The following is a 26,173-nucleotide window of genomic DNA, read 5'->3' on the forward strand; positions in this document are numbered from 1 at the left end:
GCAGATAAAAACAAATTTATATCAAATGTATTATACGTCATTGATGACATTTATATTGAGATAAACTCTGCTCATCAACTCATATTAAGAATATTATCATGCTTGATATCAAAAAAAGATATTATAAAATACATGCCCAACTATTTAAATCTTGAAGAAATAATTTATAACCATTTATACGAACAAAAAGTTTAAAAAGGCAATAACATCATGGATTTACTTACAAATATCGAGACTAAAAAAATCACAAAAGAAACATATGAATATATATCAAAATTAGGTTTGGATAAAGAGACAATATTAAAATGTAGTGATTTTTTAATAATGCAATTAGATTATATAGTTAGAAGCAATATGGAAAATGTACATAAAATTATACGAGAGATTAATAACTTAGAAAAAAATAATGATTATTCTAGGACTAAGCCCGCTAAAAAATTTAAAAACCCCCCGTTAAAAGGACTATATCATAAGCACTATGAAGGCACTGGATTAGAAAGTTTAAAAATAAACATTCAAAATCAATTGAATATAAATGAAAAAAAACACAAAAAAGCACTACCTAATTTTGAACATTGGCTTAAAGAATATGTTAAAAATAATAAAGGCAATAAAGAGTATTTTGATAAAGAAGATTATTTTAACATATCACATGAATTCGCAAAGCAACTTATCAACGATAGTTTTAATCAAAAAGCTCGTAATAAAACAATAACTGGTCATTGGATAATTTACGCGAGATATAATAATGAAAATTATTATCTATGTCTTTCTAGACACTCTAACTCGAAAGACGATGATTTTATAATAAGAAATAAAATAGATGAAACTTGTACGAATAAATTCCCATTTTTAAAAAAAATATTATCTCCTTTATAGGATATTTCAGTTTCAAAAAATGCCATATACATGATTAACCAAAGTTATTTTATTTTCTCTGGTTTTTAATTTAGATCATCAACCCCACGTAAAGTATGAAATTTCTTTTACTATCAATGCGTTAATTTTTTATCGCGATCCTTTTTCTATCTCTCAAACTGAAATTACCTGAAATCTTTTTCAATCATTTCAGTTTGACGCCGACGCAAAGAATCCAATCACCGCGCGCCCTCGCGATATGTTTTGTAAAAATTTCAAACTGAAATAATTTTTAGATCCAAATTGTGCAGGCGGGTGCGGAGTAGTGCGTTTTACGTGGTGAATGATTTTATTTCGTGGGGATTGCGCGCACTGTGCCACACGCTATCAACGCGATCCATTTTGAGTTAACGCAGATGTATTATGAGAATTGAACGCCGTAGCGTGGCGTAGAAGTGGATATATTGACGGGCGTAAAAAAGCCCGCAATCGCGGGCAAGGATGGTAACGATTTTATCACCCAATGACAGGTGAATACTTCTGTTTTAGTCCTGTTGATTTAGTGCCTGTATTACTAATGGCTGAGGCATTTAATGGACTGCCCGTGTTGTTATGAGTATGGCTTGCGGTAAGTGTGGCCAGCTCATTGACGACGTCTAGCGTATCTAACATGCACTGCATCACATTCAATTGTTCATTACCCAAATAAACAACGGGTGCCATGATTTTTTGCATCGCGCCTGCAATACTAGAACGCACTGCCCCGATTTTTTCCTCCAGTTTCTGACCAACATCTATCGTCATATTTTGCCCCACAGCAATAACCCTATTAGCTTGCGTTGCTTGGCTAAAATCGCCCTCTGCAATTTGCATAATGGCACCTGCCATTAACGTGCTGGTGCCAATGACTGTGGTTTTATCGGTAGCTTGTACGGTGGTTTCTCTGGCGATAACGGTGCGATTTTCCGTATCAGTTTTCACCTCACGATGCATCGACTCTTCAATAATTTTCTGGTCAGTTTGACGATGCCATGTGCCGTCCTGCGTAACCCGTTGTGATACCTCTTGGCGTTGCTGTTGCAGTTGTTCGCCTGGCTTGATGTCTGGCAAGGTATTGCCATGACTTAACACTTGGCGAATAAACGGTTTATCTGCACGGCCATTTTCAAATGCAATTTCAACCATCGAACCCACAGGCGGATATTGAAACATCCCCGACTCATTGCCTGCCATGGGCAACGGTAACGGCACCGCATGATAAACGGGTGCCACATCATTGCCGTCGGCATCAACCATTTGCACGTCAACGGCGTATTTCGGTCTAAAGGGGTCTGAAATATCCCCTGCGGTAGTGTTTTCGGTGGGTGCTTCAACACGGGCAAATTTCGGCAAGTGCAACCCTGCAGAAAGTTCGGGGTAAGCATTATCAATTTGTTGTTGTGCTATGGTGCGGTTTTCGGCTCGTCCTGTAATGGCATCAGGGCTTGCTGTATTAACAGAACGTTTAAATTCAGCAACACGCGCATTATTTAAATTACCGCCTGACACTGTATTAGTTGCCAACTTTCCAACTTCACCGACTGCCGTTAATAAATAAGCGGGTACATTAGAATCACACGCTTCATTAACAGGCACTGACGGCTGACATTGCATCTGTTCTAGAACACCATCAAGGATAGAGGCGTCCTCAGTTGCATCAGTCAGTTTCATTAAATCAATGCACGTTAATTGGTGCGGTTGTTCAGGGTTTAACTTGTTACGCAACATTTGGGCATTCATGCCGATACTTTCAGCTATTTGCACTAAATCCCCTTTATGGGTATTTGCGAAAGCACGGCATGCATTATCGAAGTGCGCTTGTTTGGAAAACTGATAATCAAACATGGTGTTTATTCTCAATATACGAAAGACTTGGCTTACAAATTCGGTTGAAGCGAAATATTGCAACCTTCCGATGCATCTGTATAAAGAGCAAGCATATTGATTAATACTTTTCCACGCTTCATGTCTGCTGACTTAGCGCGCACAGGTAAACGCCCATCAGCAATCATGTCACGAATGGTTGATTTAGGTAATCCAGTGCATGTGCTGAACGCGTCAATTGTAAGATAAGGCGTGTTTATGTTGATTGTAATATTAGGACGCATAAGGCAAAATCCCCTATTAGGTTTTATTCGATGCTACTCGATAATAATCGCTTTTAACTACAAACTAAGGCCAACCCATTTCGTATTTAGCTACATATCAAAATTATTTTGTAGTTTTTTGCGATAAGGATGATATATACATGGGAAAATTTCACCTAGAAATGGTTGGGGATAGCGCTCCAATATTGGATCGCATAATAGAAGCTTATGGGTTCAGCTCTAAAATAATGCTAGCCCAACACCTAGAAATGGCATCTAGCAGTTTAGCAGGAAGATATAAGAGGGATATTTTTCCAGCTGATTTAGCTGTCAGATGTGTTGCTGAAACAGGCGTCAGCCTTGAATGGTTAGCGACAGGTAATGGAAAACCTTTCGATTATGAAAAACTAGACAACTTAAAAATTCCTAACTTTCAACTAAAAAACGGACAACTCATACCCTCAGACCATATTATGTTTGATAAAGTGATTTTCCCCAATCAATCCCCTTTGCCATCAGAGCCAATATCTATACAAGATGGAAATAGTTACTTCATTATTGATAAAAAATATAACGATGTTTTCGATGGAAAATGGCTCATCGAAATTGATGGAAAAAATAGCATTAGAGAACTGACTAGAATGCCTATGCAACGCGTTAGAGTTTCAAGTATTGGAATGGCTTTTGATTGTGAAATTTCTGATATAAAAATTCACGGTCGAGTAATTACTATTATTGAAAATCAGTAACTAGATAAGGATTATTAAAATGGCCACTTCAAAAAAAGAAAGTAAAGAAAAGATAACTGATTCAGATAAAATTACAGAACAGCAAGAAATAAAGAAAAAGACTTGCTTCGTAATTATGCCTATTGCGGATCACCCCGATTACGAAAAAGGGCATTTTAAAAGAGTTTACGAATACTTGATAAAACCAGCATGTGAAACTGCTGGATATGAGCCTATTCGAGCAGATGATAGTAAAGCTTCTCACATGATCATGTTTGATATTCTCAAAAAAATAGTGGAATGTGATATGGCTATTTGTGATTTATCGACTAAGAATGCAAATGTATTTTATGAGCTAGGTTTAAGACAAGCTTTTAATAAAAAAACTATACTTATAACAGATGGAAAAGAAAAAACTCCTTTTGATATATTAGGATTTCGTCATGTTACATACTCACCAAATTTAAGAATAGATCAAACAAAAATAGATATAGAAGAAATAAAAGATATGTTATTGGAAACTGAATCCGCCTCCCAAAATGATATTAATTCTATAGTCAAATTATTAGAAATAGAACCTGCTAAAATAGATTATGAATCTTTAAATAATAAAGAATCAATATTTTTTAATATGTTAACTGGGATAAATCACAGGTTAGACCTTATAACAGATCACATGTATTATAAAAGTGATGAAGTAAAATTTAAAAATTCAATAATAAATAATTTTAAAGAAAATTTAAATCTATATGAAATATTAACAAATAAAGAGTTAAACCCATATGCATATAAGTATTATAGTCAGAATGGAGCTTTAGGCGAAATAACAAGCATGCATCCAACTTTTATTAAATTTTCTATGGGTGAAAAATATTCTAGAGATCCTCAAACATTAAAGGGTATAAAGGTGAATGATTTGTAATTATGACAATAAATAAACAACCAGATGGTCGTTGGCAAGTTGAGAGCTACCCCAATGGCCGAACTGGTAAACGAATTAGAAAAGTCTTCACCACAAAAGGCGAAGCCATTTCATTCGAACGTTATATTCTTGAACAAACAGAAGATAAGCCGTGGCTAGGCGAAAAAGAAGATAAACGTTTATTGTCTGAATTGGTTGAAATCTGGTTTCGTGCTCATGGTATTACATTAGCTGATGGTGAAAGCCGAAAGCAAATGATGTTATTCGGTTGCAAAGCAATGGGCGAACCTTTAGCAACAGAGTTTAATGCTAAGTTATTTTCTGTTTATCATGAAAAGCGATTAAGTGGAAAAATTACTCGTGCTGATAGGATCAAGTCCGTTGCTCCACGAACAACAAACCTTGAACTAGCCTATTTTCGCGCTATGTTTAATGAGTTGCATCGATTGGGTGAGTGGAAAGATGATAACCCATTAAAGAATGTTCGCTCATTTCGTACTGATGAATCAGAAATGGCGTTTCTTTCTGATGAACAGATTATCCAACTGCTAGAAGAATGTGATAAAAGCAAAGCGAAAGACTTATCTATTATTGTCAAAATAGCACTTTCCACTGGAGCGCGTTGGTCAGAAGCTGAAGGTTTAACCAGTTCACAAGTTACCCCTTACAAAATTACGTTTACTAAAACAAAAGGTAAACGTAATAGAACTGTACCTATATCAGAAGAGTTGTTTAATGAAATTCCGAAACGTAGAGGCCAATTATTTACACCCTGCTATTCTGCTTTTCGTTCAGCAATAAAACGCGCCAATATTGAATTACCCCATCGACAATCATCTCATGTTTTACGACATACTTTTGCCTCACATTTTATGATGTCAGGCGGTAATATTTTAGTTTTACAGCGGATATTAGGTCATACCGATATTAAAATGACTATGAGATATTCGCATTTCGCTCCAGAGCATTTAAATGATGCGCTGATGTTTAATCCTTTAGTAAAGTTGAAAATATGAATCAATATCTATCAATATCATTAGTTATCATAGCACCAATAATTTTATTTACTTACTTATTAAATAAAAGAAAAGGAAAATTTTGGTTAGATGACCAAGGATTACATTTACAACCATTATTTTGGCTTTTAATTACTTTTCCATTAATTATCAGTGCAATATTATGGTTACTAATATCAAAGGATTATTCATTAAATTTGACTAAAGATGGATATAACCAATTTATAGATTATGCAAAACTTCCATTGTTCATACTCACATTATCACCAATACTCGGTGCTTTTGTTATCAATGCACATCGTTCAATTCAAATTGCCAAACAGATTGAAGAAACAGAGAAAAAAAATAAAATTGATATTTATTACTCCAAAAGAAAATTTATTAATGAACAACTATCTATATTTAGAACATCTGATAATGAAGTAATTAGCAATCCGAACTCACTATATAATAAAGCATTTAAATTAAAGAATGACTATATAGATATACCCAACAATTCTTTTTATGATTATCTTGATGAGTTAATATATAAAATCGGGACTAATTTTCTTGTTATTAAAAACAATATTAATCATGAAAAATTATATGAAAAAGACTCAGATAGTGATAAATATATAGCTAATGATTTAATTTATTTGAATTTATTTATCCCCATCATTAGGTTAAAAGAACAATTAAACATAATAGATGATAAAGAAAAAAATATATTATTTTGTTGTGAAAAAACCATAAATGAAGTTCACCCATTCATAGACATTAATAATAGAGCCTTTTATAATAGCCTTATCATTAATACTTCGGCATTAAACATATATAACTTTTTAAATTCTGTTAAAGAAATTATATTGATATTATCATTAGATAAAAATATAGATAAAATATTACCTCATTTCAATCACACTTTATCACATTTTATAATTAATAATATTATTAGTAAGCAACATAATAATGGCGATAAAGTGGCGACAGAAAACCAGAACAACCATGAATAGTCATAGCTCATCGTTTTCTAACTTACTGAAAAACTTATAACTTATTGATTTTATAGTAGTTAGAATACTACTCTAATCAATTGGTCGGGAGTTCGAGCCTCCCACGACCCACCAAATTTAAGCTGATAAATCAGACATTTACGCCACTTAGCAATAAGTGGCTTTTTTGTATCTGGAAGAAAATGGCGACAAAATGGCTCTTTTTTTGCCTTATATTTACGATTAATAAGCAAAGTGTATTATTAACTCAATCTTGGTATAAAGCTTATACAAACAATATCTAATGCCAGATATTTAAAATAAGATATTTATCTAATTAATAGAAAAATCTAAAAATAAATCACTAAAACCCTACTTCATCTCCTTTTTACTTTGAAATTCACTACCAAAATCATCAATAAGCACATAGCTGATTTGGTTTATTTTTTCATTGGCTAATGTTACTTGCTGTTTTGAAAAGGGCGCTAACATAGGAATAATGATATTAGGATTATGTTCACCAGATGCAGATTTTATCGTGACATAAAACGGCGTAGGATTTTCGATTGTTAATTGTTTATCTGATTTCGTGAAGATAAGCGATTGGCTAACTTCTGAAATATTCATCACTAAATGATCAGGACGATAAAATACTTTTATTTGCAATCTCACCACAACATTAATTAAGTTTTCATCTTCTTTTTTATTTACTGGCTTGGGTGTTATTTCATATAAATTGAGCCAATAAAGTGCTTCTTTTTCTTTGTCTGTATGCATAAATTTATTAATTATTCGAATTAATTGTGAGTTATTAGGTTGTAGTTGCAATACAGGAGGTAAAGATAAAGCAGAAACATCAGTTATCGTTTCTGGTGTATTTTCAGGATTTCCATCATCAACCCATGTTTGGACCATAACCGGAAATTCGCCATCATTTTTTATCTTAAATGAAGCCTCTCTATCAGAGTGATAAAGAATAACTCTAGAACCTTCTAATGCTAAATCTGCTTTCACAATATTCGAAAAAATAGGAATACAGAGTAATAAAATAAATAACCTAAATCGCTTCATTATTATTGCACCTGTATAATAACTTGTAATGTGGCACTAAATTTACCCATTGTGATCTGCTCTCTCGGTAATGCTTCCAATGAGGCATACAGCGTTTTTGTTAACTCAGAGACACCATTATTATAAGAGAGTGATTGCGCATCCTCTAATACAGAATACCAGCCATAGGCTTCGCCTTGCCCTTCACTCGCCAAAGTCGATAATAAATTTAATGGCATGCCATTAGGTCTATATATTCTTACCCCGACACCTTTTGCCATATTATTATTAGTTCCATACCCATCCGTGACCAAATGCGTGATAGCGCCTCCATTAGGCACTGTTAACCCTAACTCAATAGCTTTATTAACATTAGCAGGACGAGGTAAAAAACCCATTGCAGTTTGACCGGTTCCCGTACCTGTTAACATATTTCCTACTCCATCATTAGCCGGACTCGCTATTTGGCAATAGAAATTAATATCGATAGGTAATGTAACTTTTTTTCCACTTGCCAATTCATTAACGGTAACTAATGGAAATGACACATAAGGTGTAACATTACGCACAAAACAAGTTGCTGCATTTCGAATATAAATACGACGAGACATATTTACAGAAGCCGGCCAATAAGCATAAAAGCCATGATAATTTGAGGCATGATCACTGCCATCTTTTAATAAATATGAATAATTAGAACTCTGAAAGGCAATATAACCGGCAGGTTGGTTAACAAAGGTAATTAATCCGCTACTTGATTGCGCAGGTGGCATATCCCCTGTTCTTTCATAGTTAATTTTAAAAAGCTCAACTTCCATATTTGAGAAATCCTTGGCTTTTACTAAGATCCAATTTTGGCTATCTCGGTCTAAATTAGTTAATGGACGAGATTTCCAGTAACGGCTGTAATATTCACCGGTTATGGTATTTTTAATACGGATGCCTAATCCTCTAGCAAGGCTAATATAAGTTTCATTTAATCCTAATGCAGGATTAACTAATTTTTTACCGCCATAAGCATAATCGCCATTAGTGGAATAGAACTCTCTTAATTTTCCTTCCTCATCTGCTGTACAGCGAAATAGTATTTGCTCAGGATCATACGTTTCATAACCGGCATCTAACATAGAAACAAAACCACTTGCGACTAAAGTACCCGGAGGCTGGAACTGATCATTATTAACATTAATAACTTTGGGAGTTGTACCCATAGATCCAGAATCATCTCGCGCGCCAGCCCAACTTTTTGCCGTTCCTTTACCAGGCTCTGTATAATAATTGCTTCTAGGATTAGTGTTTGTTGTCGTTATTTTATAGCAGGTTGCAGAAACAAAAGTTGGGATCAACATTAACACGGATAAAATAACTGTTTTAAACGAAAAGTAATGGCAATTTAATTTCATAAACATTGACCTGATAATAAAATAAGTTTATCGGCTTCTTTTTCTTCTGGTATTGAGTAAGTTAATTTACAGCTATTTGCTTCTTTCCCAACAATTAATGTATCTTCTCTATTTTCAACCCGAACATAAACTTGGTTACTTTGCCCAACCATACCGACAATATGACCTTCTTTATCGTAAACATTATCACCCAGTGCTAGCTGAGTTTCTGGTTTAACACCAATTAATACAGGATATCCGACTCGCGTTTTAAATACTATTTTAGTGCTAGCCCCAGAATATGGCGCTATTTGTTTCGTGTTTTCTAAAAGCTCAATATTATTATTTTGAATATTTTTCCCATCTAAACTGACATTGTTATATTGATAAGGAACCAAAGATGGCACAATAGCGTAACCAAAATAGTCAATTTTAGATCCCATTCCGTTGCTTACACTCGCGCCATTCGCACCTTTTGCTTCAATTAATGCAAATGATTCACTAATACGAGGTCCTAATGTTACGCCACCACTATGAGCAACCAATGCGCCTTGAACACCAATACTCCCTTGAGTGTAATGTTTACCATTTGAAATACTGCCTGATAGTGTCGTAAATGGCAGTTGTTTAATCACATGTAAACCGCTACCTATTGCTCTGTTTTGCGTGTCATAGTCAGTATTTACACTATAAGATAACGTTTTGTCTTCACCTAACAAACCTGAGAGGTTAGCTTGATAACTAGAGTTATCACTCGCATGACTCGATGATAATGATAACATTGGTGAATAATCAGACATCCCCAATGGCATAGAAACAGAAACCATAATCATATCTTCTGAAATAGAGTCTGTTTTTGTTGATGTGAATGTATTATTGGCAATCATCTGCCCTGTTTTTTGGCGACTATAGGCAATATTGTAAGCGATATCTTTATAAGTATTGGAATATCCGATTTGATATTGTGCATCATGCCCTTTATTACCATAATAATTACTGATGGAACCAGAAATATAAAGCTGTCCCCATTTATCTAAAGCTTGATTCACGCTTAGTGTAAATTGGCTTTCTTGATTATAGCTATTGGAATTCCAAATCATGCCATCATTTGCACTTTTTCTTAAACCTAATACGTCATTATATTCACGAAAATTCTCTGTTGAATATTTATAACCCGCCAATGTAATAACCGTATTTGTTGGACTAAAAGTACGACTATAGCTCATACCTAATCGTCCACCTTGATAATTTTTACCATTAATCTCAGCATTAGAAAGCGCACTATTAAATCCAAAAGCCCCTAATTTAGTTGCAATAACAGAACCAGCAAATATTGCCTGATATTGATGCCCAACACGTAATCCCGTATTTAATGTTACGGTATTATTTAAACCGTATTGCAAAGCAAGATCCGAAAAATAGCTATTTTCGGAGCCAAAATTATTCACTTCTCCGGCGGTGAAATTATATTTAAACCGCCCCGCCCTGACTGATTCGGGTAATGCGCTAAAAGGCACGGTAAAAGAAGAGATTTTGCCATTTCCTTCATGTATTTCGACAAGCAAATCACCTTCATAACTAGTGGGATAAAGATCATTAATTTCAAATTGACCAGGAGACACTGTCGTTTGATAAATCTCAGTGCCATTTTGTTTTACTACCACTCTCGCCGTAGTGGTGGCAATACCTCTGATAACAGGTGCATACCCTTTTTGTGAATCAGGCAGCATTCTTTCATCAGACATCAATTGGATCCCTTTAAATGCCAAACTAGAAAACTGTGTACCTGCCGTATAAATATCTCCCACCACTAGTGTCGATTTTAATGAGAGTATCGGTTTTTGTAGATAAGTTCTTATCCAATTAAAATCACTATCACTCCCCGCCTTTGAAGAATTATAAGAATAAGAAGCTTGTTGCCGAAATTGCCATGTTCCTAAGTTGACGCCCAGATTAACACTTGCAAATCCATAGTCTGAGGTTTGCCCTCTCGATTTATTTTTATAATAGTTACCAGTGTAGTTGGTAAACAGCATCGTATTTCCTGCATCTAAATCCGCTTCATTAACATAACCTTGCGGTATTCTCTTTAATAAGATTTGTGGTACCGCTATCGTTATTCTGAAGTTTGCAGCGTCAAAAGTATCTACGATATTTTTATTGATCTGGTTTAATGACAAACATTGCGTATTCTCATTATTCATTATATCGCTCAACAAAATTCCCATTTCATCAATTTGCTTAAGCGTAAAACAAGGCAACACTTTATCGTTATCATTTAACTTAAATTTAATCGTTTTTCTTTCTACAAAACGATTATTAATATAAATATCAACATCGTAATCACCGGGAGAGAGATAATTACTGTCATGAAGTTGATTCATATTAATATTGTTTTTATTGCCTAATAATAAAGCAGGATCAAATTCATACTCATCAGCAATAGCTAAAGGCATTGTATGAATAACAAAAGTAAAAGAGCTAATTAAGAATATTAATCTTAACTTCTTGTTTAATTTAGCCACTCTTTTTTCTGTTAATTTCATTTCAATGCCATTTAAATTAATGAATTAAATATGTTGCGCTATTTTGTCCACCTAAATCATTAAGATATTTATAAGTTATCTTATCGGGTGAGAATGAAAGTTTATTGTTTGTCTCTGATAATAAAGTTTCTGTAGAGAGCGGAGAAATCATAGTAGACTTAAATGCAAATTTTTGTCCTGACGTATTTGTGGCTTCTAACGAAGCAAATGATACAAAGAAAGGTGAGCTATTCTTAACTGTTATATTGCCATTAGTGTCTTTTAAAAAGGTTATTTGTTTTTCAACATTATTGATCTGTGATTCAATTGCGCTAGGACGATAAAATATTTTTAATCTATGATGCACAATAACAGTAAAACTATTACCTTCTTTGATATCTTGATTCAGATTTTTAGGTGGGATCTGGGCGATATTTAAATAAAAAAGGGATTCTTTATCTTGAGGAAGGTCTTCTCCTATATAAATCAATCGAGCATCTCGCCCTATTTTAGGATCGATACGAAAAACAGGGGGTTGAATTATAAAAGGAGCATCCGCATTATCCGGCGTTGAATTTGGATTGTTTTTATCCGCCCATATTTGCATGATGTAAGGAATATCATCATTATTCATAAATTTTAAAACTTCAAAACGTGCGTCTGAAGAATAAATAATTCGGGTTTTTAGCATCGTAACACTTGAAAAAGCCGCTGTACTATAACTTAAAAAAAGAACTGCAATGAGCATGATTATTTTTTTTATCATTTTATCTTCCTCTTATATAATCAAAAAATGTCTCCTTTATATAAAGGAGACATAGTAATATTATTGATAAGAGATAGAATACTGCACACTACCTTCTACTTTACCTGCTGTGGCCACATCATCAGCATAATAACGAACCGCATAATCATAAGATGCAGATTCTTCATTGGCTTTTAATACCAGGCCATCATTACCTACACCGGTTAAATCAATTTTTGTTCCTGTGTTTGCAGGATCGATGATTTCTAAACTGACATTGTTATTAGCAGCAGAGTTACCAATACGACCTTCAGTGGTTAGATTATTGGCAACAAAAATCGTTTTAATATTTGTATCAGTTCCTTTAGTACCTGTACAACCACTTACCGCGATAGTAAAAGGTGTTTGTCCTGCTGTTTTGCCTGCTGTGTCTAAAGCAGTCACTGGTACTGTGGGTAATAACACAACTGGTAATGCGGAGTTGCCATTAACGGTGACAGTACATGTTTCATCAGAAACTTCACCTTGGAAACGAATAGTATTATCTGAAGCAGCAAAAGCAGTGGTAGAAAAAATACCTGCGATCATAGTAGCAAGAAGTATTTTATTCATAGTAAAACTCTCCGGTAATATATCTAAATAAGACTGGTTTATGGTGATTGTAATATACAAATAGGACATCGAATAATGTAGTTTATAAAAAACATTACTCTATATTTATTACGTAATAATATGTAAGTAATTATGATTATCTACTTATTCACTCTAAACACGCAACTACTTTACTATTAAAATAAGTATTTATACCTATATAATTTACAGTATCATTCTTATTTTGATTTTCTTTTTTAGATTAAATTTCAATTAAAATTTAATTAATTAAAAATATTAAGATTAATATTAAAAATAACCTTTCTTTATTTTATTTAATATTTATCATTTTTATTAGAAGTCAATCAACGATCCTTATCTCCATTTAAAGAATAAATTTATTTAATTATTTATAGTTTTATTAACAACAATAAACTATTTATCAATGTAATATTTAAAAATGGTTAATTAGTTAAATTTAATTAATAAAATATCGATTATTTAAAAGTGATATTTATATTTTTATTAATCAATACGTATTATTGTTTTAAATCTATTTTTTTCTAATTTACATGATATTATCGAAATAAAAAGTGAATAACTTTTTTTTCTTAAAGAGACTTCATAATTTCCTTTCGGTAAAAAAATAATCTCTCCTGAACAATATGCCGGATCATTAGGTTCTAGATCCCCTCCTGTAGTATCTTCACCTGCACCTATGAATATTTTTCCAGAAGGGCAATTTATTTTTATTTTTACATCCGGTTTCTCTATTTTTTCACATAGGTTAATCGTGTATAAACCATCTTCACCCAATCCAATAAATGCAATATTTCCTTTATTCATTTCTTTTAATTCGTCATCTGGGATACACCACCAATCTGCTGTATCTAATTTCCGATGTTGGATAGCCTGCAGATCAAAAATGGCTAAAGTGGCGGTATCTGTAATAAAGGAAAAATGTGTGGGCATTAGTGTTTCCATTAAAAAATAAAAATGAGTACTTTATCCATTTTGGTGCATGAGCAAGTAAAGTATTTCATCTATACTATTTGTCAATGTAATTACCTATACTTGCATTATATCTTATACACTGCTTTATCATGGATGGCCTTATGAAATCACGATTACTTCTTACCTTGTCACTGTATGCTGTTTCATCTTTCTCTGTGTTTGCATCTTCAAACCAATGTACTGATGCTGCAAAACAGATCAATATTGCCAATAGTACCATTATGCTGCTCAGCTCTTATAATGGCCCTGTTAAATCAGTCATCATGACAAGCACTATTCCTGATGATGGACGATTTAAGGCATTAAAAGGTGAAATTCAGCTTGATGGATGTGGAAACTTGCTTAAAGACAGTACATCAATGCAAGAATACTTTGAAGGTAATGTAGAAACGAATTTGATAAGAACATCCCCCGATAACCCTTCTGTTACTCGATATCAATTTCAGCTAAAAAATGCCTATGGTTCACATTCTATCTATATGCAAGAAACCTATCTTAAAGATGAACAGAACCGACTCAATAAAAAAATCACTCAATACTATGCCCATGATGGTGCTTTAATGGATACGTTTACCAGTCAATTTGAGTATAAAGAGGGCCGTATCATTAAAGAGATCAGTCAATCTTCAGCAACAACGTCTGATGTTATCACCACATTGTATTCTTATGATCCCCAAGGAAAACTGCAACAAGTGATTGAAGATGGAAAAATTAATGTGGAATATGAATATGATGTTGAAGGGAAAATAACTAAACAATCAAATTATATCAAAGGTATAAATGGGGAAGACAAGGCATTTATTTCTACTTGCATTGAATGGGATACTTTCAATAACTGCTTAGAAGAACAACTGGAAAGTACCATAAAGTTTGATGAAGAAATTATTAATTATAGCAAAGCGACTATTCATAATAAATTTAGTTACTACGAGTGATTTATATATTTTTTATTATTTTGATAGATAACTAAATAATATTAAAATCAGACTATCTAAAATAGACTGATTTTTTTTATTTATATACCTACATATCAATAAGGTAGTTATCAACACTTTCATCAAAAAGCAATTTATGTAAAACTACTTAAATCAATTAATGATACCGTAATACTTACTAAAAAAATTATCTTCCTTTATACTGCTTAGAAAATAATGATGGACGCTTTCTATTAAACAGCATCCTTTTATAAAAATTTTAAAATGGCTCATTACATGAAATTACAGTTATTTTTTATTTTTTCTTTATGCACACCACTAATAAGTTTTTCAGCTTCTGCTAAAGGATCTTTGTGCGATAAAACACACAGACAAAGTAATTCAATAAAGAATATGGTTAGTATGCTTGATTATTATAATGGCCCAGTGAAATCAGTCATTACAAGCAGTCAATTGCCTCACGAAGGTAGATTTAAAGCTTTTAAAGGTGAAGCTCAATTTGATGAATGTGGAAGTTTAATGCTGTATGATTTTTCCACACAAGAATATATTCATGAACATATAGAAACCAACCTTCTAAGAATGTCAGTGCCTTATGATATGAAATTTAAATATCAACTAAAGAATCGCCATAGAACTCATACTTTATATTTACACACCTTATACCATGAAAATGCTCAAAATCAGTTAACACATAAGGTCTCTAATTTTTATGATGAGCATGGCAAATTAATGGGCTCTGAAACAAGCCAATTTTCTTATAGTGATAATAAAATTACTTCAGAAACGGTGATTAAATCTGATACTGAAAATTTAGGAAATACCATCTATTTTCATTATGATAAACAAGATCGTTTATTAAAAACAGTTGAAAACAATGAAATAACATTAGAATTTAATTATGGCTCAGATGGTAAAGTATTACATCAAACACAATTATTCAGTAGCCTCTATGATGATATAAGAGAATATGACCAAACATGTCGAGAATGGGATAAATATAATAATTGTTTAACCTGGGATTTAATTAGTACTATTAAACAAAATGGTGAGCTTATTGATACTAGCAAAGCAACTATTTATAATCGTTTCGAGTATTATGAAGAGGTTAATTTAAATTAATTTTGAATTATAAAGTTACCCAGTATAAATAATTGTATTTAAAAAGGGCGTTTATTTATTAAATAAACGCCCTTCTCTCTTTAACTTGGTTAAATTTTTATTATGTATTACGATATTGCATTTCAGCTTCATCAAAACGTTGCTGGTTCTCTTTACTTGGTACTTTCCCCATAAGACTTACTGCAATGATGGCGATAGAAGCAAAAACAAAGCCAGGGATAATTTCATATAACCCAAACCACTTGTATTGCATCCACACTAATACCGTTAAAGCACCAATCAACATTCCGGCAAAAGCGCCGTTGCGTGTCATACGTTTCCACATCACAGAGATAAGAATGACAGGACCAAAAGCGGCACCAAATCCAGCCCATGCGTTACTGACTAAATCGAGGACTTTATTATTAGGATCTCGAGCTAAGAAGATAGCAATAACAGCCACTAATAACACCATCCCACGCCCTACCCAAACCAGTTCTTTTTGACTAGCACTTTTACGAATGAAAGGCTTATATAAGTCTTCTGTTAAGGCACTTGCACACACTAACAACTGACAGCTTAATGTGCTCATTACGGCGGCGAGAATGGCTGATAACAAAATACCTGCAATCCATGGATTAAACAGTAACGATGCCAATTCCATAAAAATACGTTCATTTTTCGCCGTTACAGCCCCTGCTTGTGCCGGATTCATTTCAAAATAAGCAATACCGAAGAAACCAACCGCAACCGTTCCGCCTAAACAAAGGATCATCCACGTCATGCCGATACGACGTGCTTTGCGAATTGTTTGATTCGAATCAGCCGCCATAAAACGCGCTAAGATATGAGGTTGTCCAAAGTAACCTAATCCCCACGCCAATAAAGAGATAATGGCGATAAAATCAAGACCCTTGAACATATCAAGATAAGACGGATCTTTAGCTTTAATAATTGCAATAGAAGTATCAATGCCACCAATGGAGAAAATCACAATAATCGGTGTCAGGATCAGAGCAAAAATCATGAGTGTTGCCTGAACGGTATCAGTCCAGCTTACTGCAAGAAAACCACCTAAAAAAGTATAGGCAATTGTTGCAAGTGCACCATAAATCATTGCTTCGTGATAAGGAATATGGAAGGTTGATTCAAATAGCATTCCACCAGCGACCACACCAGATGCACAATAGATAGTAAAAAAGGTAAGAATAACTAATGCTGAAATAATGCGTAGCATTTTGCTTTTATCATCAAAACGCGAAGTCAAATAATCAGGCAACGTTAATGCATTATTATTTTTTTCAGTTTGCAAACGTAAACGCCCTGCAACTAAGCGCCAGTTTAGCCATGCACCTAAACAGAGCCCTATAGCTATCCAACTTTCTGAAATACCCGCAAAAAAAACTACACCGGGTAATCCCATTAATAGCCATCCACTCATATCTGAAGCACCCGCTGAAAGCGCAGTCACTACACTGCCTAGCCGTCGCCCCCCTAAAATATAGTCATCAAAATTTTTTGTTGAGCGATAAGCTAGATAGCCAATAAAAAGCATACCCAGAATATAGATCGTAAATGTAATTAGCATTGGCGAAGTTAGAGCCATAATTGCAGTTCTCCATAAATCTGTTTTCGATCATTGATATGCTTCTGACTTGTACAGGAACGTTGCACTTCGTTGCGCATTAATGATCTTTTCAGTTTTTAATTAAAATAATTTCTTACAGCAACAGATAAAACATTCACATCAATCCTAGAATAGGTTAACTGCATTTAACAAGAAATTAACGTTTAAATGTTTAATTTTTGTATATGACTTCACACTATTTGTCTTAATTTGAACAACATTATAAATATAAACATCAATAAAATAAATATAATTAATTGATTTATATAGATATATAAAGAGATATAAATTGATTCATTTTTAATCACACATAAAACCTGACCACTTTCACATTATTTATAAATAAATTGTTAACAATGTTGCACAAAGTTGCAACATGAATGATATTAATAAAAATAACGGGTAACAGTACTTGTGAATGAGAAATAGAATATGAGGAGCACTGCATGAGTAGCACAACAATGGGTGTTAGACTTGATGAAGATACCCGCAATAGATTAAAAGAGGCCGCACAAAAATTAGACAGAACATCGCATTGGTTAATTAAACAAGCTATCTTCAATTATCTTGAACAAATTGAAAATGATCAGGTGAATATTAGTAATACAACATTTGCTGAACAAGATCTTGAAGGAGAGACTGAAACACCAACAGCTCATTATCAGCCTTTTTTAGAGTTTGCTGAACATATTCACCCGCAATCTGTTTTACGCTCTGCTATTACCTCTGCATATCGTACTCCTGAAATACAGGCTGTTCCTATGCTATTGCAACAAGCGACATTACCTGAAAATGAAGCCCAAGCAACGCATAAATTAGCCTATTCCATTGCCGAAAAATTACGTAAACAAAAAAATGGCATTGGGCGTTCAGGACTTGTACAAGGCTTATTACAAGAATTTTCACTTTCTTCACAAGAAGGTGTAGCTTTAATGTGTTTAGCGGAAGCGTTACTGCGTATTCCCGATAAAGCCACACGTGATGCCCTTATTCGTGACAAAATTAGTCATGGTAATTGGCGCTCACACTTAGGACAAAGCCAATCGATGTTTGTGAATGCAGCGACATGGGGCTTATTATTCACAGGTAAATTAGTTTCTACACATAATGAAGAAAAACTCTCTAACTCTTTGAATCGCATCTTGACCAAAAGTGGTGAGCCATTAGTACGTAAAGGCGTTGATATGGCCATGCGTTTAATGGGGGAGCAATTCGTTACAGGTGAAACTATTTCTCAAGCATTAGCAAATGCTCGTAAGCTTGAAGAGAAAGGCTTTAGCTACTCTTATGACATGTTAGGAGAAGCGGCATTAACAGAAAAAGATGCACAAGATTATTTAGTTTCTTATCAGCAAGCTATCCACGCCATTGGCAAAGCGTCTAATGGTAGAGGTATTTATGAAGGCCCAGGAATATCTATCAAGCTTTCAGCATTACACCCTCGCTATAGCCGTGCACAATATGAACGTGTTATGTCAGAGCTTTACCCTCGCCTACTCTCATTAACATTACAAGCAAAACAATATGATATCGGTATTAATATTGATGCTGAAGAAGCGGATAGACTTGAAATTTCACTCGATCTCCTTGAAAAGCTCTGTTTTGAGCCTGAATTAGCAGGTTGGAATGGGATTGGTTTTGTTATTCAAGCCTACCAAAAGCGTTGCCCATTAGTAATTGATTATGTCATCGATTTAGCTCGTCGTAGCCGTCGTCGCTTAATGATCCGTTTAGTTAAAGGCGCATATTGGGATAGCGAAGTAAAACGTGCTCAAATTGATGGTCTTGAGGATTACCCTGTTTATACTCGTAAAGTGTATACCGATGTTTCCTATTTGGCTTGTGCAAAGAAACTACTTGCGTCGCCTAACTTTATTTATCCTCAATTTGCAACACATAACGCACACACCCTTTCTGCAATTTATCATTTGGCAGGACAAAACTATTACCCCGGGCAATATGAATTCCAGTGTTTACATGGCATGGGTGAGCCTCTTTATGCACAAGTTGTAGGAAAAATAGCAGACGGGAAGTTGGGTCGTCCTTGTCGCATTTATGCACCAGTAGGAACACACGAGACGTTACTCGCTTATTTAGTGCGTCGTTTACTTGAAAATGGAGCCAATACCTCATTTGTAAATCGGATCGCGGATACTACTATTTCCCTTGATGAGTTGGTCGCTGATCCGGTCAAAGAAGTCAATAAAATGGCACAAGCTGAGGGGCAAATTGGGCTTTCACACCCTAAAATTCCACTTCCTCATCAGCTTTATGGTGATGAGCGTAAGAACTCACCAGGTATTGATATGTCAAATGAACACCGTTTGGCATCACTCTCTAGTGCATTGTTAACCTCTGCCACTGAAAATAGACATTGTGAACCGTTGTTAGGTGATACGTTTAATTCTTCAGAAAAAACACAAGCGCTTCAATCTGTTTTAAACCCAGCAAATCATACTGATATAGTGGGTACAGTAAGAGAAGCCACTGAAGCCGAGGTAGATTTTGCTTTAACCGTTGCTCAAGAAAATGGAGAAATATGGTTTGCAACGCCTCCTACACAAAGAGCCTCTTTTTTAGTTCGCACTGCGGAATTAATGGAACAACAAATGGGGCCATTAATGGGAATTTTAGTGCGTGAAGCGGGCAAAACTTATAGCAATGCCATTGCAGAAGTACGAGAAGCGATTGATTTCCTCTATTACTATGCAGCACAAGTTGCACAAGATTTTGATAACAATACACACCGCCCTTTAGGGCCTGTGGTTTGTATCAGCCCATGGAACTTCCCATTAGCCATATTCAGCGGACAGATCGCAGCAGCGTTAGCCGCAGGTAATACCGTACTTGCTAAACCTGCTGAGCAAACACCTTTAATAGCTTCAAAAGCAGTTGAACTCTTCCTTCAAGCTGGTGTTCCTCGCTTTGCATTACAGCTTTTACCGGGCCAAGGCGAAACTATTGGTGCTCGTTTAGTGGCTGATGAACGTGTTCGTGGTGTGATGTTTACAGGTTCGACAGATGTTGCACATATTTTACAAAAAACCTTAGCTGGTCGATTAGATAGCGAAGGTCACCCCGTTCCTTTAATTGCAGAAACTGGTGGTTTAAATGCCATGATTGTGGATTCTTCTGCATTAACCGAACAGGTTGTTACGGATGTTATGGCTTCAGCTTATGATAGTGCAGGTCAACGTTGTTCTGCGTTACGCCTTTTATGTATTCAAGAAGAAGTAGCAGATCACACCATTGAGATGCTTAAAGGAGCAATGGCACAAGCGATAATAGGTGATCCGAGTTTATTATCCACCGATATTGGCCCTGTTATTGATAAAGAAGCGAAAATAGGTATTGAGAAACATATTCAAGTTATGCGCACAGCAGGTTACGACATTTATCAAGCCTCATACAATAACCTGCCAAAACAAATTGAAAATAACAGTACTTTTGTTCAACCTACTTTAATTGAATTAGATAAAGTCAGTTCTCTAAAAAGGGAAATTTTTGGCCCTGTATTACATGTTGTACGTTATGCAAGCCAAGATTTACCTGCATTACTCGAAGAGATTAATGCGACAGGCTATGGCTTAACAATGGGCGTTCATACAAGAATTGATGAGACTATCGCTTATGTTGCATCAAATGCCAAAGTGGGGAATTTATATGTAAACCGTAATATGGTTGGTGCGGTTGTCGGCGTTCAACCCTTTGGTGGTGAAGGATTATCTGGTACAGGCCCGAAAGCGGGTGGCCCTGTTTATCTGTATCGCTTATTATCCAAACGCCCTGAAAATGCAGCAACGCAAACACTGGCGCGTCAAGATGAAACATTCCCGCTTGATACTTCTATGCGTAATTTACAAATTTACAATAAATATATGGAATGGTTATCAAACAAAGCAGATAAATTACACTATGAAGCCTTAGAAAAATATGCACTTGCATCCCAAGCAGGGACATTACGTATATTACCGGGCCCTACTGGCGAACGTAATACTTACCAATTAGTTCCTTGCGGTAATGTGCTTTGTATTTCAGATAATGAGCAAGATGTTCTAACCCAAATAGCAGGTGTTCTCGCCTCGGGTTGCCATGCCATTATCGTCAATAGCTCGTTCTCACAAAAAACATACCGTGAATTACCTGATATTGTCAGAAAAGCAATTACACTCACTGAAAACTGGGCTGAGGAACCATCAAAAATAAATGCTGTTATTTATCATGGTGATGGTGATCAATTACGTGAAACTTGCCAGAAAATTGCTCAACGCAAAGGGGCAATAATCTCTGTTCAAGGATTTTCACGAGGTGAAACGGGCTTATTGTTAGAGCGTTTATTACATGAAAGAGCATTAAGCATTAATACTGCGGCCGCCGGTGGTAATGCAAGTTTAATGACCATTAGTTAATTAGCTCTCCTCTTTTTCTCTTTTTATTTTGAGACCACCTTTAAAAAAGCTTTGATTAAAGGTGGTTTTTTCTTTTATTAATCTAATGCTTATAAAAAATAGCCAAGATAGATATTTATCTTAATGCTGTGACTATTCTCACTCTTTTTATATTTATCCATCGCCGACTATTGAATTAGTAAATATACTTGTCGCCAAGTCAACCAAAACCTAGAAGTTGATTGAATTATATCGTTATGTATACCTTAAAAGTTACGCCCTTCGGGGCGTTTTTTTTTACTTACAAATGTCATGTTAATGGCATTTATAAACACAATATTGTATTTAATCATCGATAAATAAAGAAATTGAAAAACAACAAAGAGATTAAGTAAGAAGAAACAGAAAGGAACTTGAATTAAGTCAAAAGAAAAAGGAGTAGGCTAGGCTACTCCTTTTAAGGTCTCTCTTGAGCGCAATTAGTGACTGCTATTCATCGATGGTGGCTCTTGACACCAATCGAGATATTGCTCGTACTTACGTAACGCAATATTGTAGTTACTAAATGCAGAGGGAGTGAGCTTTTTACTCAGGTCTGACTGAATTTTCTCTGTCGTAAATTCTTGACGAGGAAAATTAGTTGAAGTCAGTAATTCATCGAGCCGACGTAAACGAACCACATACTCACGAACAGTACTGTGGCTCATCTCCGTTTGTTCAAACAAATACTGCTTAAAAGACATAATGTCAAAGTAGTCAGTTTCACTATTACAGTAAATCTCACTACAAAAACGGCATAGCGCAGAAAACTTCTCTTGTAACGTTTCCCACGTTTCATCATCAATTAAATCCGTCATTTCAGAAATGGCTTCTTTATTGATAACTTGGCGATTGAATACGAGAGAGATCCGATCAAGCGCCTTGTGGCAATGTAGACAATGAGTCTGGCTGTGTTTATAGTCTTTAATGTAACGGCTTAGCGGCCGTTTCTTTTGTGTTGAAACAGACATAAGAGATAAAGCCCTGTGTTGTAGTCTTAATAAACAAAAACAAAAATAAGCAAAACTTCTATTTCTCTGGGTTTAAGCGTGCTCGCAGCCTTTTTATGGCTTGGCTGTGTAGCTGGCTTACGCGGGATTCCCCGACATTAAGCACTGCGCCTATTTCTTTCAAATTAAGTTCTTCCTGATAATACAGAGTAAGAACCATTTTTTCCCTTTCGGGAAGCAATTCTATCGCGTCTATGACTCTTTGGCGAATATCACTTTCTAATAACATCTGTAATGGATTGTCATCATGATCTTCGTCTTGAGACGGTTCACAGCTTTCACCGTAAATTTCATGCCATTCGTCATAAGAGAACAATTGGCTGTTATTTGTATCCAATAGGATCTGCCGGTATTCTGCTAATTCAATCTGCAAATGATCAGCAACTTCCTGTTCTAATGGGGGTCGTCCTAGATCCTGCTCTAATTGATGAATAGAATGAGTCACTTCTCTTGCATTGCGACGCACACTACGTGGCGCCCAGTCTCGACTACGTAGCTCATCTAACATAGAGCCACGGATACGTTGAACAGCATAAGTGGTAAAGGCAGCACCTTGCATTGAGTCATAACGCTCAACAGCGTTTAATAACCCAATCCCACCCGCTTGCAAAAGATCATCCAATTCAACACTCGCAGGTAACTTGACCTGTAATCGTAATGCTTCATGGCGAACCAACGGGACATATCGCTCCCAGAGGCTATTTTTGTCCATCACGCCTTCGGCGGTATACAAATCACTCACAACAAAAGACACCTTTGGATAAAAGACCGGAAACCATTATCTGGCGAAATAAATTTAGCAATCGGCTGAACAGTGAAACAAAAGCGCCTCTTTTTCACCTATGCCAAATTTTCAGCAAAAATTGGGTTTTCATTGATAAATTAATTTGTCATTGCATTACGAGAACTACTTTACCTTAAAACATACGCAGCTAATCCTTAGAAAAACCGTTAATTAAATTGATAATTTATCTCATTAAAAGAAATCGACGCATAGAATATGCATTCTGTTCATAAAAAAATAACATATAAATCATAGTATTTTATTTTGTGAGATTTTAGCGTCTAATTAATAAGTTGAAATACTCATAAATGATTAATAAAAAAAACTATTACATTGATGATAAAACACACAGGAAATTATCGAATGACTTATCTGTTTTATCAGAAGGATGAAGAGGATTAACGCAACAGTGATAATACATTTTGAGGTAACTGGTTTGCTTGCGCTAATACCGAGGTTCCCGCTTGTTGCAAAATTTGTCCTTTACTCATATGAGAGACTTCCATGGCATAATCGGCATCTAAAATACGACTGTTAGCCGCCGTTAAATGAGTCACCGTATTATTCAGGTTATTGACCGCCGAATCTAAACGGTTTTGAACAGCCCCTAATGCAGAACGAGCGTTATCTACTTTACTAATTGCAAAATCTAACGCTGCAAGAGCACCATCATTAACACTGAAAGCTTCAACCAGACGCCCTGCACTAGGGGTAAAGTTATTAGCAGGACCCATTGCACTCGCTTTTATAACGAGTTTAGTTTTATCTGTTGCATCAGCTTCAAAAGCTCCCGCAGACACTAAGTACCATCGGTTACCTGATACCGCAATATATTTATCTTTTACCACTTTACCATCAAGAATATATTCACCGACTAAATAACCTGTTTTATAATCTGTAATACCGTTAATACCGAGTGTGCTTGGATCAATAATTGCTCCTATTTTTGTTTCACCCTTTCTTACTGTTGATGTTGTTAATAACTTATTGTTTGCAATATCTAAAGTATCACTATTGATTTTATCTAACTTAAATCTAATCACTTCATTATCATTTGTTCCTATCTGAATGGTCATTTCATTATCATCATTCAAAACATGAACATCATTAAATTGGGTTTGTTCAGAGATACGATTAATTTCAGCAGTACGTTGTTTGATTTCTTCTTTGATCGATTTGAGATCTGTAATGGAATTTGAACCATTCTTTGCTTGTACGATTAACTCACGAACACGCTGTAAGTTGTCATTAACTTCATTTAATCCGCCTTCGGCAGTTTGTACAATCGAAATACCGTCATTCGCATTACGTACGGCTTGGGTTAAACCTCGAGTATTGGCGGTAAAGCGGTTTGAAATTGCCTGACCTGCAACATCATCTTTCGCACTATTAATGCGTAAACCCGAAGATAAACGTTGAATGGCATTGCCCAATGCACTTTGAGAACGATTTAAATTATTTTGCGTTGTGAGTGATAAGATATTTGTTTTAATAACTTGTGCCATTGTTATTACTCTACATTTATTAATAGCTAAAATAAAAATACGCTATTTAAAAATATAGGCTGAATTAACTTTTAAATAACAAAGGATCTGGATCCTCTATCTAAAAATTAATCAGCCTAATTGTTCTTTATTATTTTATTATCTTAATAGTGATAATACATTTTGTGGTAATTGGTTTGCTTGCGCTAATACCGAAGTACCGGCTTGTTGTAAGATTTGACCTTTACTCATATTAGACACTTCTGTGGCATAATCGGCATCTAAAATACGGCTGTTTGCTGCAGTTAAATTAGTCACAGTATTGTTTAGATTATTCACAGTCGATTCTAAACGGTTTTGAACAGCCCCCATTGAACTACGTAAGCTATCCACTTGCGCTAATGCATCGTCTAATCCTTTTAACGGTGCATCATTAATGGTTGGTGGTGTTGAAGATGCTTTAATTTCAGCGCCTTGTGATAAAACCACTTTACCACCAACTGTAAATTTATGCGTTGATGTATCGACAGCACCCGTTGTATCCAGCGTTGCTTTATACGTTTTAACATCCCCATTTTTATCTTTTATTTCGATTGCCAATTGGGTTTTATCTTCTTTACCATTGGCATCCAACGCATAGTAAACACCTTCTAAAGATTCACCTGCTGCTAAACCTGTTTTAAGTGATGCTGTATCGATATCAACATCTTGATATTTAGGAGGAGTATCGCCATCAGAGACAGAAACTGTCGTAGTTGAACTCCCATGTAAACTGCTTGGTTTAGCGGTCAAATCTAATTTATCAATCCCTAAAGTAGTGGCATCCATCTTTTTCAGATTAACACTAATTTGTTCTTTATCATTTGCCCCAATTTGT

General features: G+C 35.0%; 21 protein-coding genes. 8 read left to right on the forward strand and 13 right to left on the reverse strand.

Annotated features, from left to right (window positions below; translation table 11 throughout):
• Positions 1-210: 210 nt before the first annotated feature.
• On the forward strand, positions 211-879 hold the full coding sequence (locus tag ABN080_RS05380; RefSeq protein WP_349440552.1) for a hypothetical protein: 669 nt from the start codon (positions 211-213) through the stop codon (positions 877-879).
• 495 nt (positions 880-1,374) lie between these two features.
• On the opposite strand, the gene ABN080_RS05385 is transcribed toward ABN080_RS05380, so the two are convergent.
• Positions 1,375-2,742 carry a phage regulatory CII family protein gene (locus ABN080_RS05385; protein ID WP_349440553.1) on the reverse strand — a complete coding sequence of 456 codons (1,368 nt, stop codon included), beginning with the start codon at positions 2,740-2,742 and terminating at the stop codon, positions 1,375-1,377.
• Between the two features lie 32 nt (positions 2,743-2,774).
• A complete protein-coding gene (locus tag ABN080_RS05390) occupies positions 2,775-3,005 on the reverse strand; it encodes a regulator (protein WP_109910781.1) in 231 nt (76 codons plus the stop codon).
• A gap of 140 nt (positions 3,006-3,145) precedes the next feature.
• Here ABN080_RS05390 and ABN080_RS05395 point away from each other — a divergent pair, with 140 nt between their 5' ends.
• The 4 genes from ABN080_RS05395 to ABN080_RS05410 are packed head-to-tail and all read left to right on the forward strand — an operon-like array spanning position 3,146 to position 6,642.
• Positions 3,146-3,733 carry a phage repressor protein CI gene (locus ABN080_RS05395; RefSeq protein ID WP_349440554.1) on the forward strand — a complete coding sequence of 196 codons (588 nt, stop codon included), beginning with the start codon at positions 3,146-3,148 and terminating at the stop codon, positions 3,731-3,733.
• A 19-nt stretch (positions 3,734-3,752) separates the two neighbouring features.
• On the forward strand, positions 3,753-4,634 hold the full coding sequence (locus tag ABN080_RS05400; RefSeq protein ID WP_349440555.1) for a hypothetical protein: 882 nt from the start codon (positions 3,753-3,755) through the stop codon (positions 4,632-4,634).
• Between the two features lie 2 nt (positions 4,635-4,636).
• On the forward strand, positions 4,637-5,650 hold the full coding sequence (locus tag ABN080_RS05405) for a phage integrase (RefSeq protein ID WP_349440556.1): 1,014 nt from the start codon (positions 4,637-4,639) through the stop codon (positions 5,648-5,650).
• Positions 5,647-6,642 (forward strand): hypothetical protein, encoded by a 996-nt coding sequence (locus ABN080_RS05410; RefSeq protein WP_349440557.1) that lies wholly within the window; start codon positions 5,647-5,649, stop codon positions 6,640-6,642. The genes ABN080_RS05405 and ABN080_RS05410 overlap by 4 nt, the downstream gene beginning before the upstream one ends.
• A gap of 351 nt (positions 6,643-6,993) precedes the next feature.
• Here the strand turns inward: ABN080_RS05410 and ABN080_RS05415 are convergent, their stop codons facing one another.
• The 6 genes from ABN080_RS05415 to ABN080_RS05440 form a co-directional block, all read right to left on the reverse strand.
• Positions 6,994-7,692, reverse strand: a complete 699-nt coding sequence (locus tag ABN080_RS05415; RefSeq protein WP_349440558.1) for a fimbrial biogenesis chaperone — start codon at positions 7,690-7,692, stop codon at positions 6,994-6,996.
• Between the two features lie 2 nt (positions 7,693-7,694).
• Positions 7,695-9,074 carry a fimbrial protein gene (locus ABN080_RS05420; RefSeq protein ID WP_349440559.1) on the reverse strand — a complete coding sequence of 460 codons (1,380 nt, stop codon included), beginning with the start codon at positions 9,072-9,074 and terminating at the stop codon, positions 7,695-7,697.
• The gene (locus ABN080_RS05425) at positions 9,071-11,599 is read right to left on the reverse strand and encodes a fimbria/pilus outer membrane usher protein (RefSeq protein ID WP_349439132.1); all 2,529 of its coding nucleotides are present in this window, start codon (positions 11,597-11,599) and stop codon (positions 9,071-9,073) included. Before ABN080_RS05425 ends, ABN080_RS05420 begins: the two co-directional genes overlap by 4 nt.
• Positions 11,600-11,615: 16 nt before the next feature.
• Positions 11,616-12,344 carry a fimbrial biogenesis chaperone gene (locus ABN080_RS05430; RefSeq protein ID WP_349440560.1) on the reverse strand — a complete coding sequence of 243 codons (729 nt, stop codon included), beginning with the start codon at positions 12,342-12,344 and terminating at the stop codon, positions 11,616-11,618.
• 60 nt (positions 12,345-12,404) lie between these two features.
• Complete coding sequence (locus ABN080_RS05435; RefSeq protein WP_072068492.1) at positions 12,405-12,935, reverse strand: fimbrial protein; 531 nt, start codon at positions 12,933-12,935, stop codon at positions 12,405-12,407.
• Positions 12,936-13,439: 504 nt separating this feature from the next.
• Positions 13,440-13,886, reverse strand: a complete 447-nt coding sequence (locus ABN080_RS05440) for a DUF6386 family protein (RefSeq protein WP_197269063.1) — start codon at positions 13,884-13,886, stop codon at positions 13,440-13,442.
• A gap of 143 nt (positions 13,887-14,029) precedes the next feature.
• On the opposite strand from ABN080_RS05440, the gene ABN080_RS05445 reads away from it, so the two are divergent.
• Together ABN080_RS05445 and ABN080_RS05450 are read left to right on the forward strand one after the other, a co-directional pair.
• Positions 14,030-14,863 (forward strand): hypothetical protein, encoded by an 834-nt coding sequence (locus ABN080_RS05445; protein ID WP_349440561.1) that lies wholly within the window; start codon positions 14,030-14,032, stop codon positions 14,861-14,863.
• A 276-nt stretch (positions 14,864-15,139) separates the two neighbouring features.
• Positions 15,140-15,985: a hypothetical protein gene (locus ABN080_RS05450; RefSeq protein WP_349440562.1), complete on the forward strand. Its 846-nt coding sequence runs from the start codon at positions 15,140-15,142 to the stop codon at positions 15,983-15,985.
• Positions 15,986-16,085: 100 nt separating this feature from the next.
• Here the strand turns inward: ABN080_RS05450 and putP are convergent, their stop codons facing one another.
• Complete coding sequence (gene putP / locus ABN080_RS05455; protein WP_196553694.1) at positions 16,086-17,570, reverse strand: sodium/proline symporter PutP; 1,485 nt, start codon at positions 17,568-17,570, stop codon at positions 16,086-16,088.
• A 467-nt stretch (positions 17,571-18,037) separates the two neighbouring features.
• Between putP and putA the strand changes: the two genes are divergently transcribed.
• Positions 18,038-22,000: a trifunctional transcriptional regulator/proline dehydrogenase/L-glutamate gamma-semialdehyde dehydrogenase gene (gene putA / locus ABN080_RS05460; RefSeq protein ID WP_349440563.1), complete on the forward strand. Its 3,963-nt coding sequence runs from the start codon at positions 18,038-18,040 to the stop codon at positions 21,998-22,000.
• Positions 22,001-22,458: 458 nt separating this feature from the next.
• Here the strand turns inward: putA and fliZ are convergent, their stop codons facing one another.
• From fliZ to ABN080_RS05480, 4 genes are all read right to left on the reverse strand, one after another.
• A complete protein-coding gene (gene fliZ, locus ABN080_RS05465; RefSeq protein WP_006533125.1) occupies positions 22,459-22,989 on the reverse strand; it encodes a flagella biosynthesis regulatory protein FliZ in 531 nt (176 codons plus the stop codon).
• A gap of 58 nt (positions 22,990-23,047) precedes the next feature.
• Positions 23,048-23,770: an RNA polymerase sigma factor FliA gene (locus ABN080_RS05470; RefSeq protein ID WP_036912728.1), complete on the reverse strand. Its 723-nt coding sequence runs from the start codon at positions 23,768-23,770 to the stop codon at positions 23,048-23,050.
• A gap of 440 nt (positions 23,771-24,210) precedes the next feature.
• A complete protein-coding gene (locus tag ABN080_RS05475; protein WP_349440564.1) occupies positions 24,211-25,317 on the reverse strand; it encodes a FliC/FljB family flagellin in 1,107 nt (368 codons plus the stop codon).
• Positions 25,318-25,455: 138 nt separating this feature from the next.
• Positions 25,456-26,173, reverse strand: a 718-nt coding sequence (locus tag ABN080_RS05480; RefSeq protein WP_349440565.1) for a flagellin, incomplete at its 5' end; no start/stop codon positions are given.

Source organism: Proteus sp. fly-1089 (genome assembly GCF_040138965.1).
Lineage (GTDB): Bacteria > Pseudomonadota > Gammaproteobacteria > Enterobacterales > Enterobacteriaceae > Proteus > Proteus vulgaris_B.

What these genes read in the sequence shown, in the direction of transcription:
- ABN080_RS05400 (WP_349440555.1), top strand. Translation starts at nt 3,753, where the DNA reads ATGGCCACTTCAAAAAAAGAAAGTAAAGAAAAGATAACTGATTCAGAT.
- ABN080_RS05430 (WP_349440560.1), bottom strand. Translation starts at nt 12,344, where the DNA reads ATGATAAAAAAAATAATCATGCTCATTGCAGTTCTTTTTTTAAGTTAT.
- ABN080_RS05385 (WP_349440553.1), bottom strand. Translation starts at nt 2,742, where the DNA reads ATGTTTGATTATCAGTTTTCCAAACAAGCGCACTTCGATAATGCATGC.
- ABN080_RS05390 (WP_109910781.1), bottom strand. Translation starts at nt 3,005, where the DNA reads ATGCGTCCTAATATTACAATCAACATAAACACGCCTTATCTTACAATT.
- ABN080_RS05440 (WP_197269063.1), bottom strand. Translation starts at nt 13,886, where the DNA reads ATGCCCACACATTTTTCCTTTATTACAGATACCGCCACTTTAGCCATT.
- fliZ (WP_006533125.1), bottom strand. Translation starts at nt 22,989, where the DNA reads ATGTCTGTTTCAACACAAAAGAAACGGCCGCTAAGCCGTTACATTAAA.
- ABN080_RS05475 (WP_349440564.1), bottom strand. Translation starts at nt 25,317, where the DNA reads ATGGCACAAGTTATTAAAACAAATATCTTATCACTCACAACGCAAAAT.
- ABN080_RS05380 (WP_349440552.1), top strand. Translation starts at nt 211, where the DNA reads ATGGATTTACTTACAAATATCGAGACTAAAAAAATCACAAAAGAAACA.
- ABN080_RS05410 (WP_349440557.1), top strand. Translation starts at nt 5,647, where the DNA reads ATGAATCAATATCTATCAATATCATTAGTTATCATAGCACCAATAATT.
- ABN080_RS05425 (WP_349439132.1), bottom strand. Translation starts at nt 11,599, where the DNA reads ATGAAATTAACAGAAAAAAGAGTGGCTAAATTAAACAAGAAGTTAAGA.
- ABN080_RS05395 (WP_349440554.1), top strand. Translation starts at nt 3,146, where the DNA reads ATGGGAAAATTTCACCTAGAAATGGTTGGGGATAGCGCTCCAATATTG.
- ABN080_RS05415 (WP_349440558.1), bottom strand. Translation starts at nt 7,692, where the DNA reads ATGAAGCGATTTAGGTTATTTATTTTATTACTCTGTATTCCTATTTTT.
- ABN080_RS05420 (WP_349440559.1), bottom strand. Translation starts at nt 9,074, where the DNA reads ATGAAATTAAATTGCCATTACTTTTCGTTTAAAACAGTTATTTTATCC.
- ABN080_RS05435 (WP_072068492.1), bottom strand. Translation starts at nt 12,935, where the DNA reads ATGAATAAAATACTTCTTGCTACTATGATCGCAGGTATTTTTTCTACC.
- ABN080_RS05405 (WP_349440556.1), top strand. Translation starts at nt 4,637, where the DNA reads ATGACAATAAATAAACAACCAGATGGTCGTTGGCAAGTTGAGAGCTAC.
- ABN080_RS05445 (WP_349440561.1), top strand. Translation starts at nt 14,030, where the DNA reads ATGAAATCACGATTACTTCTTACCTTGTCACTGTATGCTGTTTCATCT.
- putP (WP_196553694.1), bottom strand. Translation starts at nt 17,570, where the DNA reads ATGGCTCTAACTTCGCCAATGCTAATTACATTTACGATCTATATTCTG.
- ABN080_RS05450 (WP_349440562.1), top strand. Translation starts at nt 15,140, where the DNA reads ATGAAATTACAGTTATTTTTTATTTTTTCTTTATGCACACCACTAATA.
- putA (WP_349440563.1), top strand. Translation starts at nt 18,038, where the DNA reads ATGAGTAGCACAACAATGGGTGTTAGACTTGATGAAGATACCCGCAAT.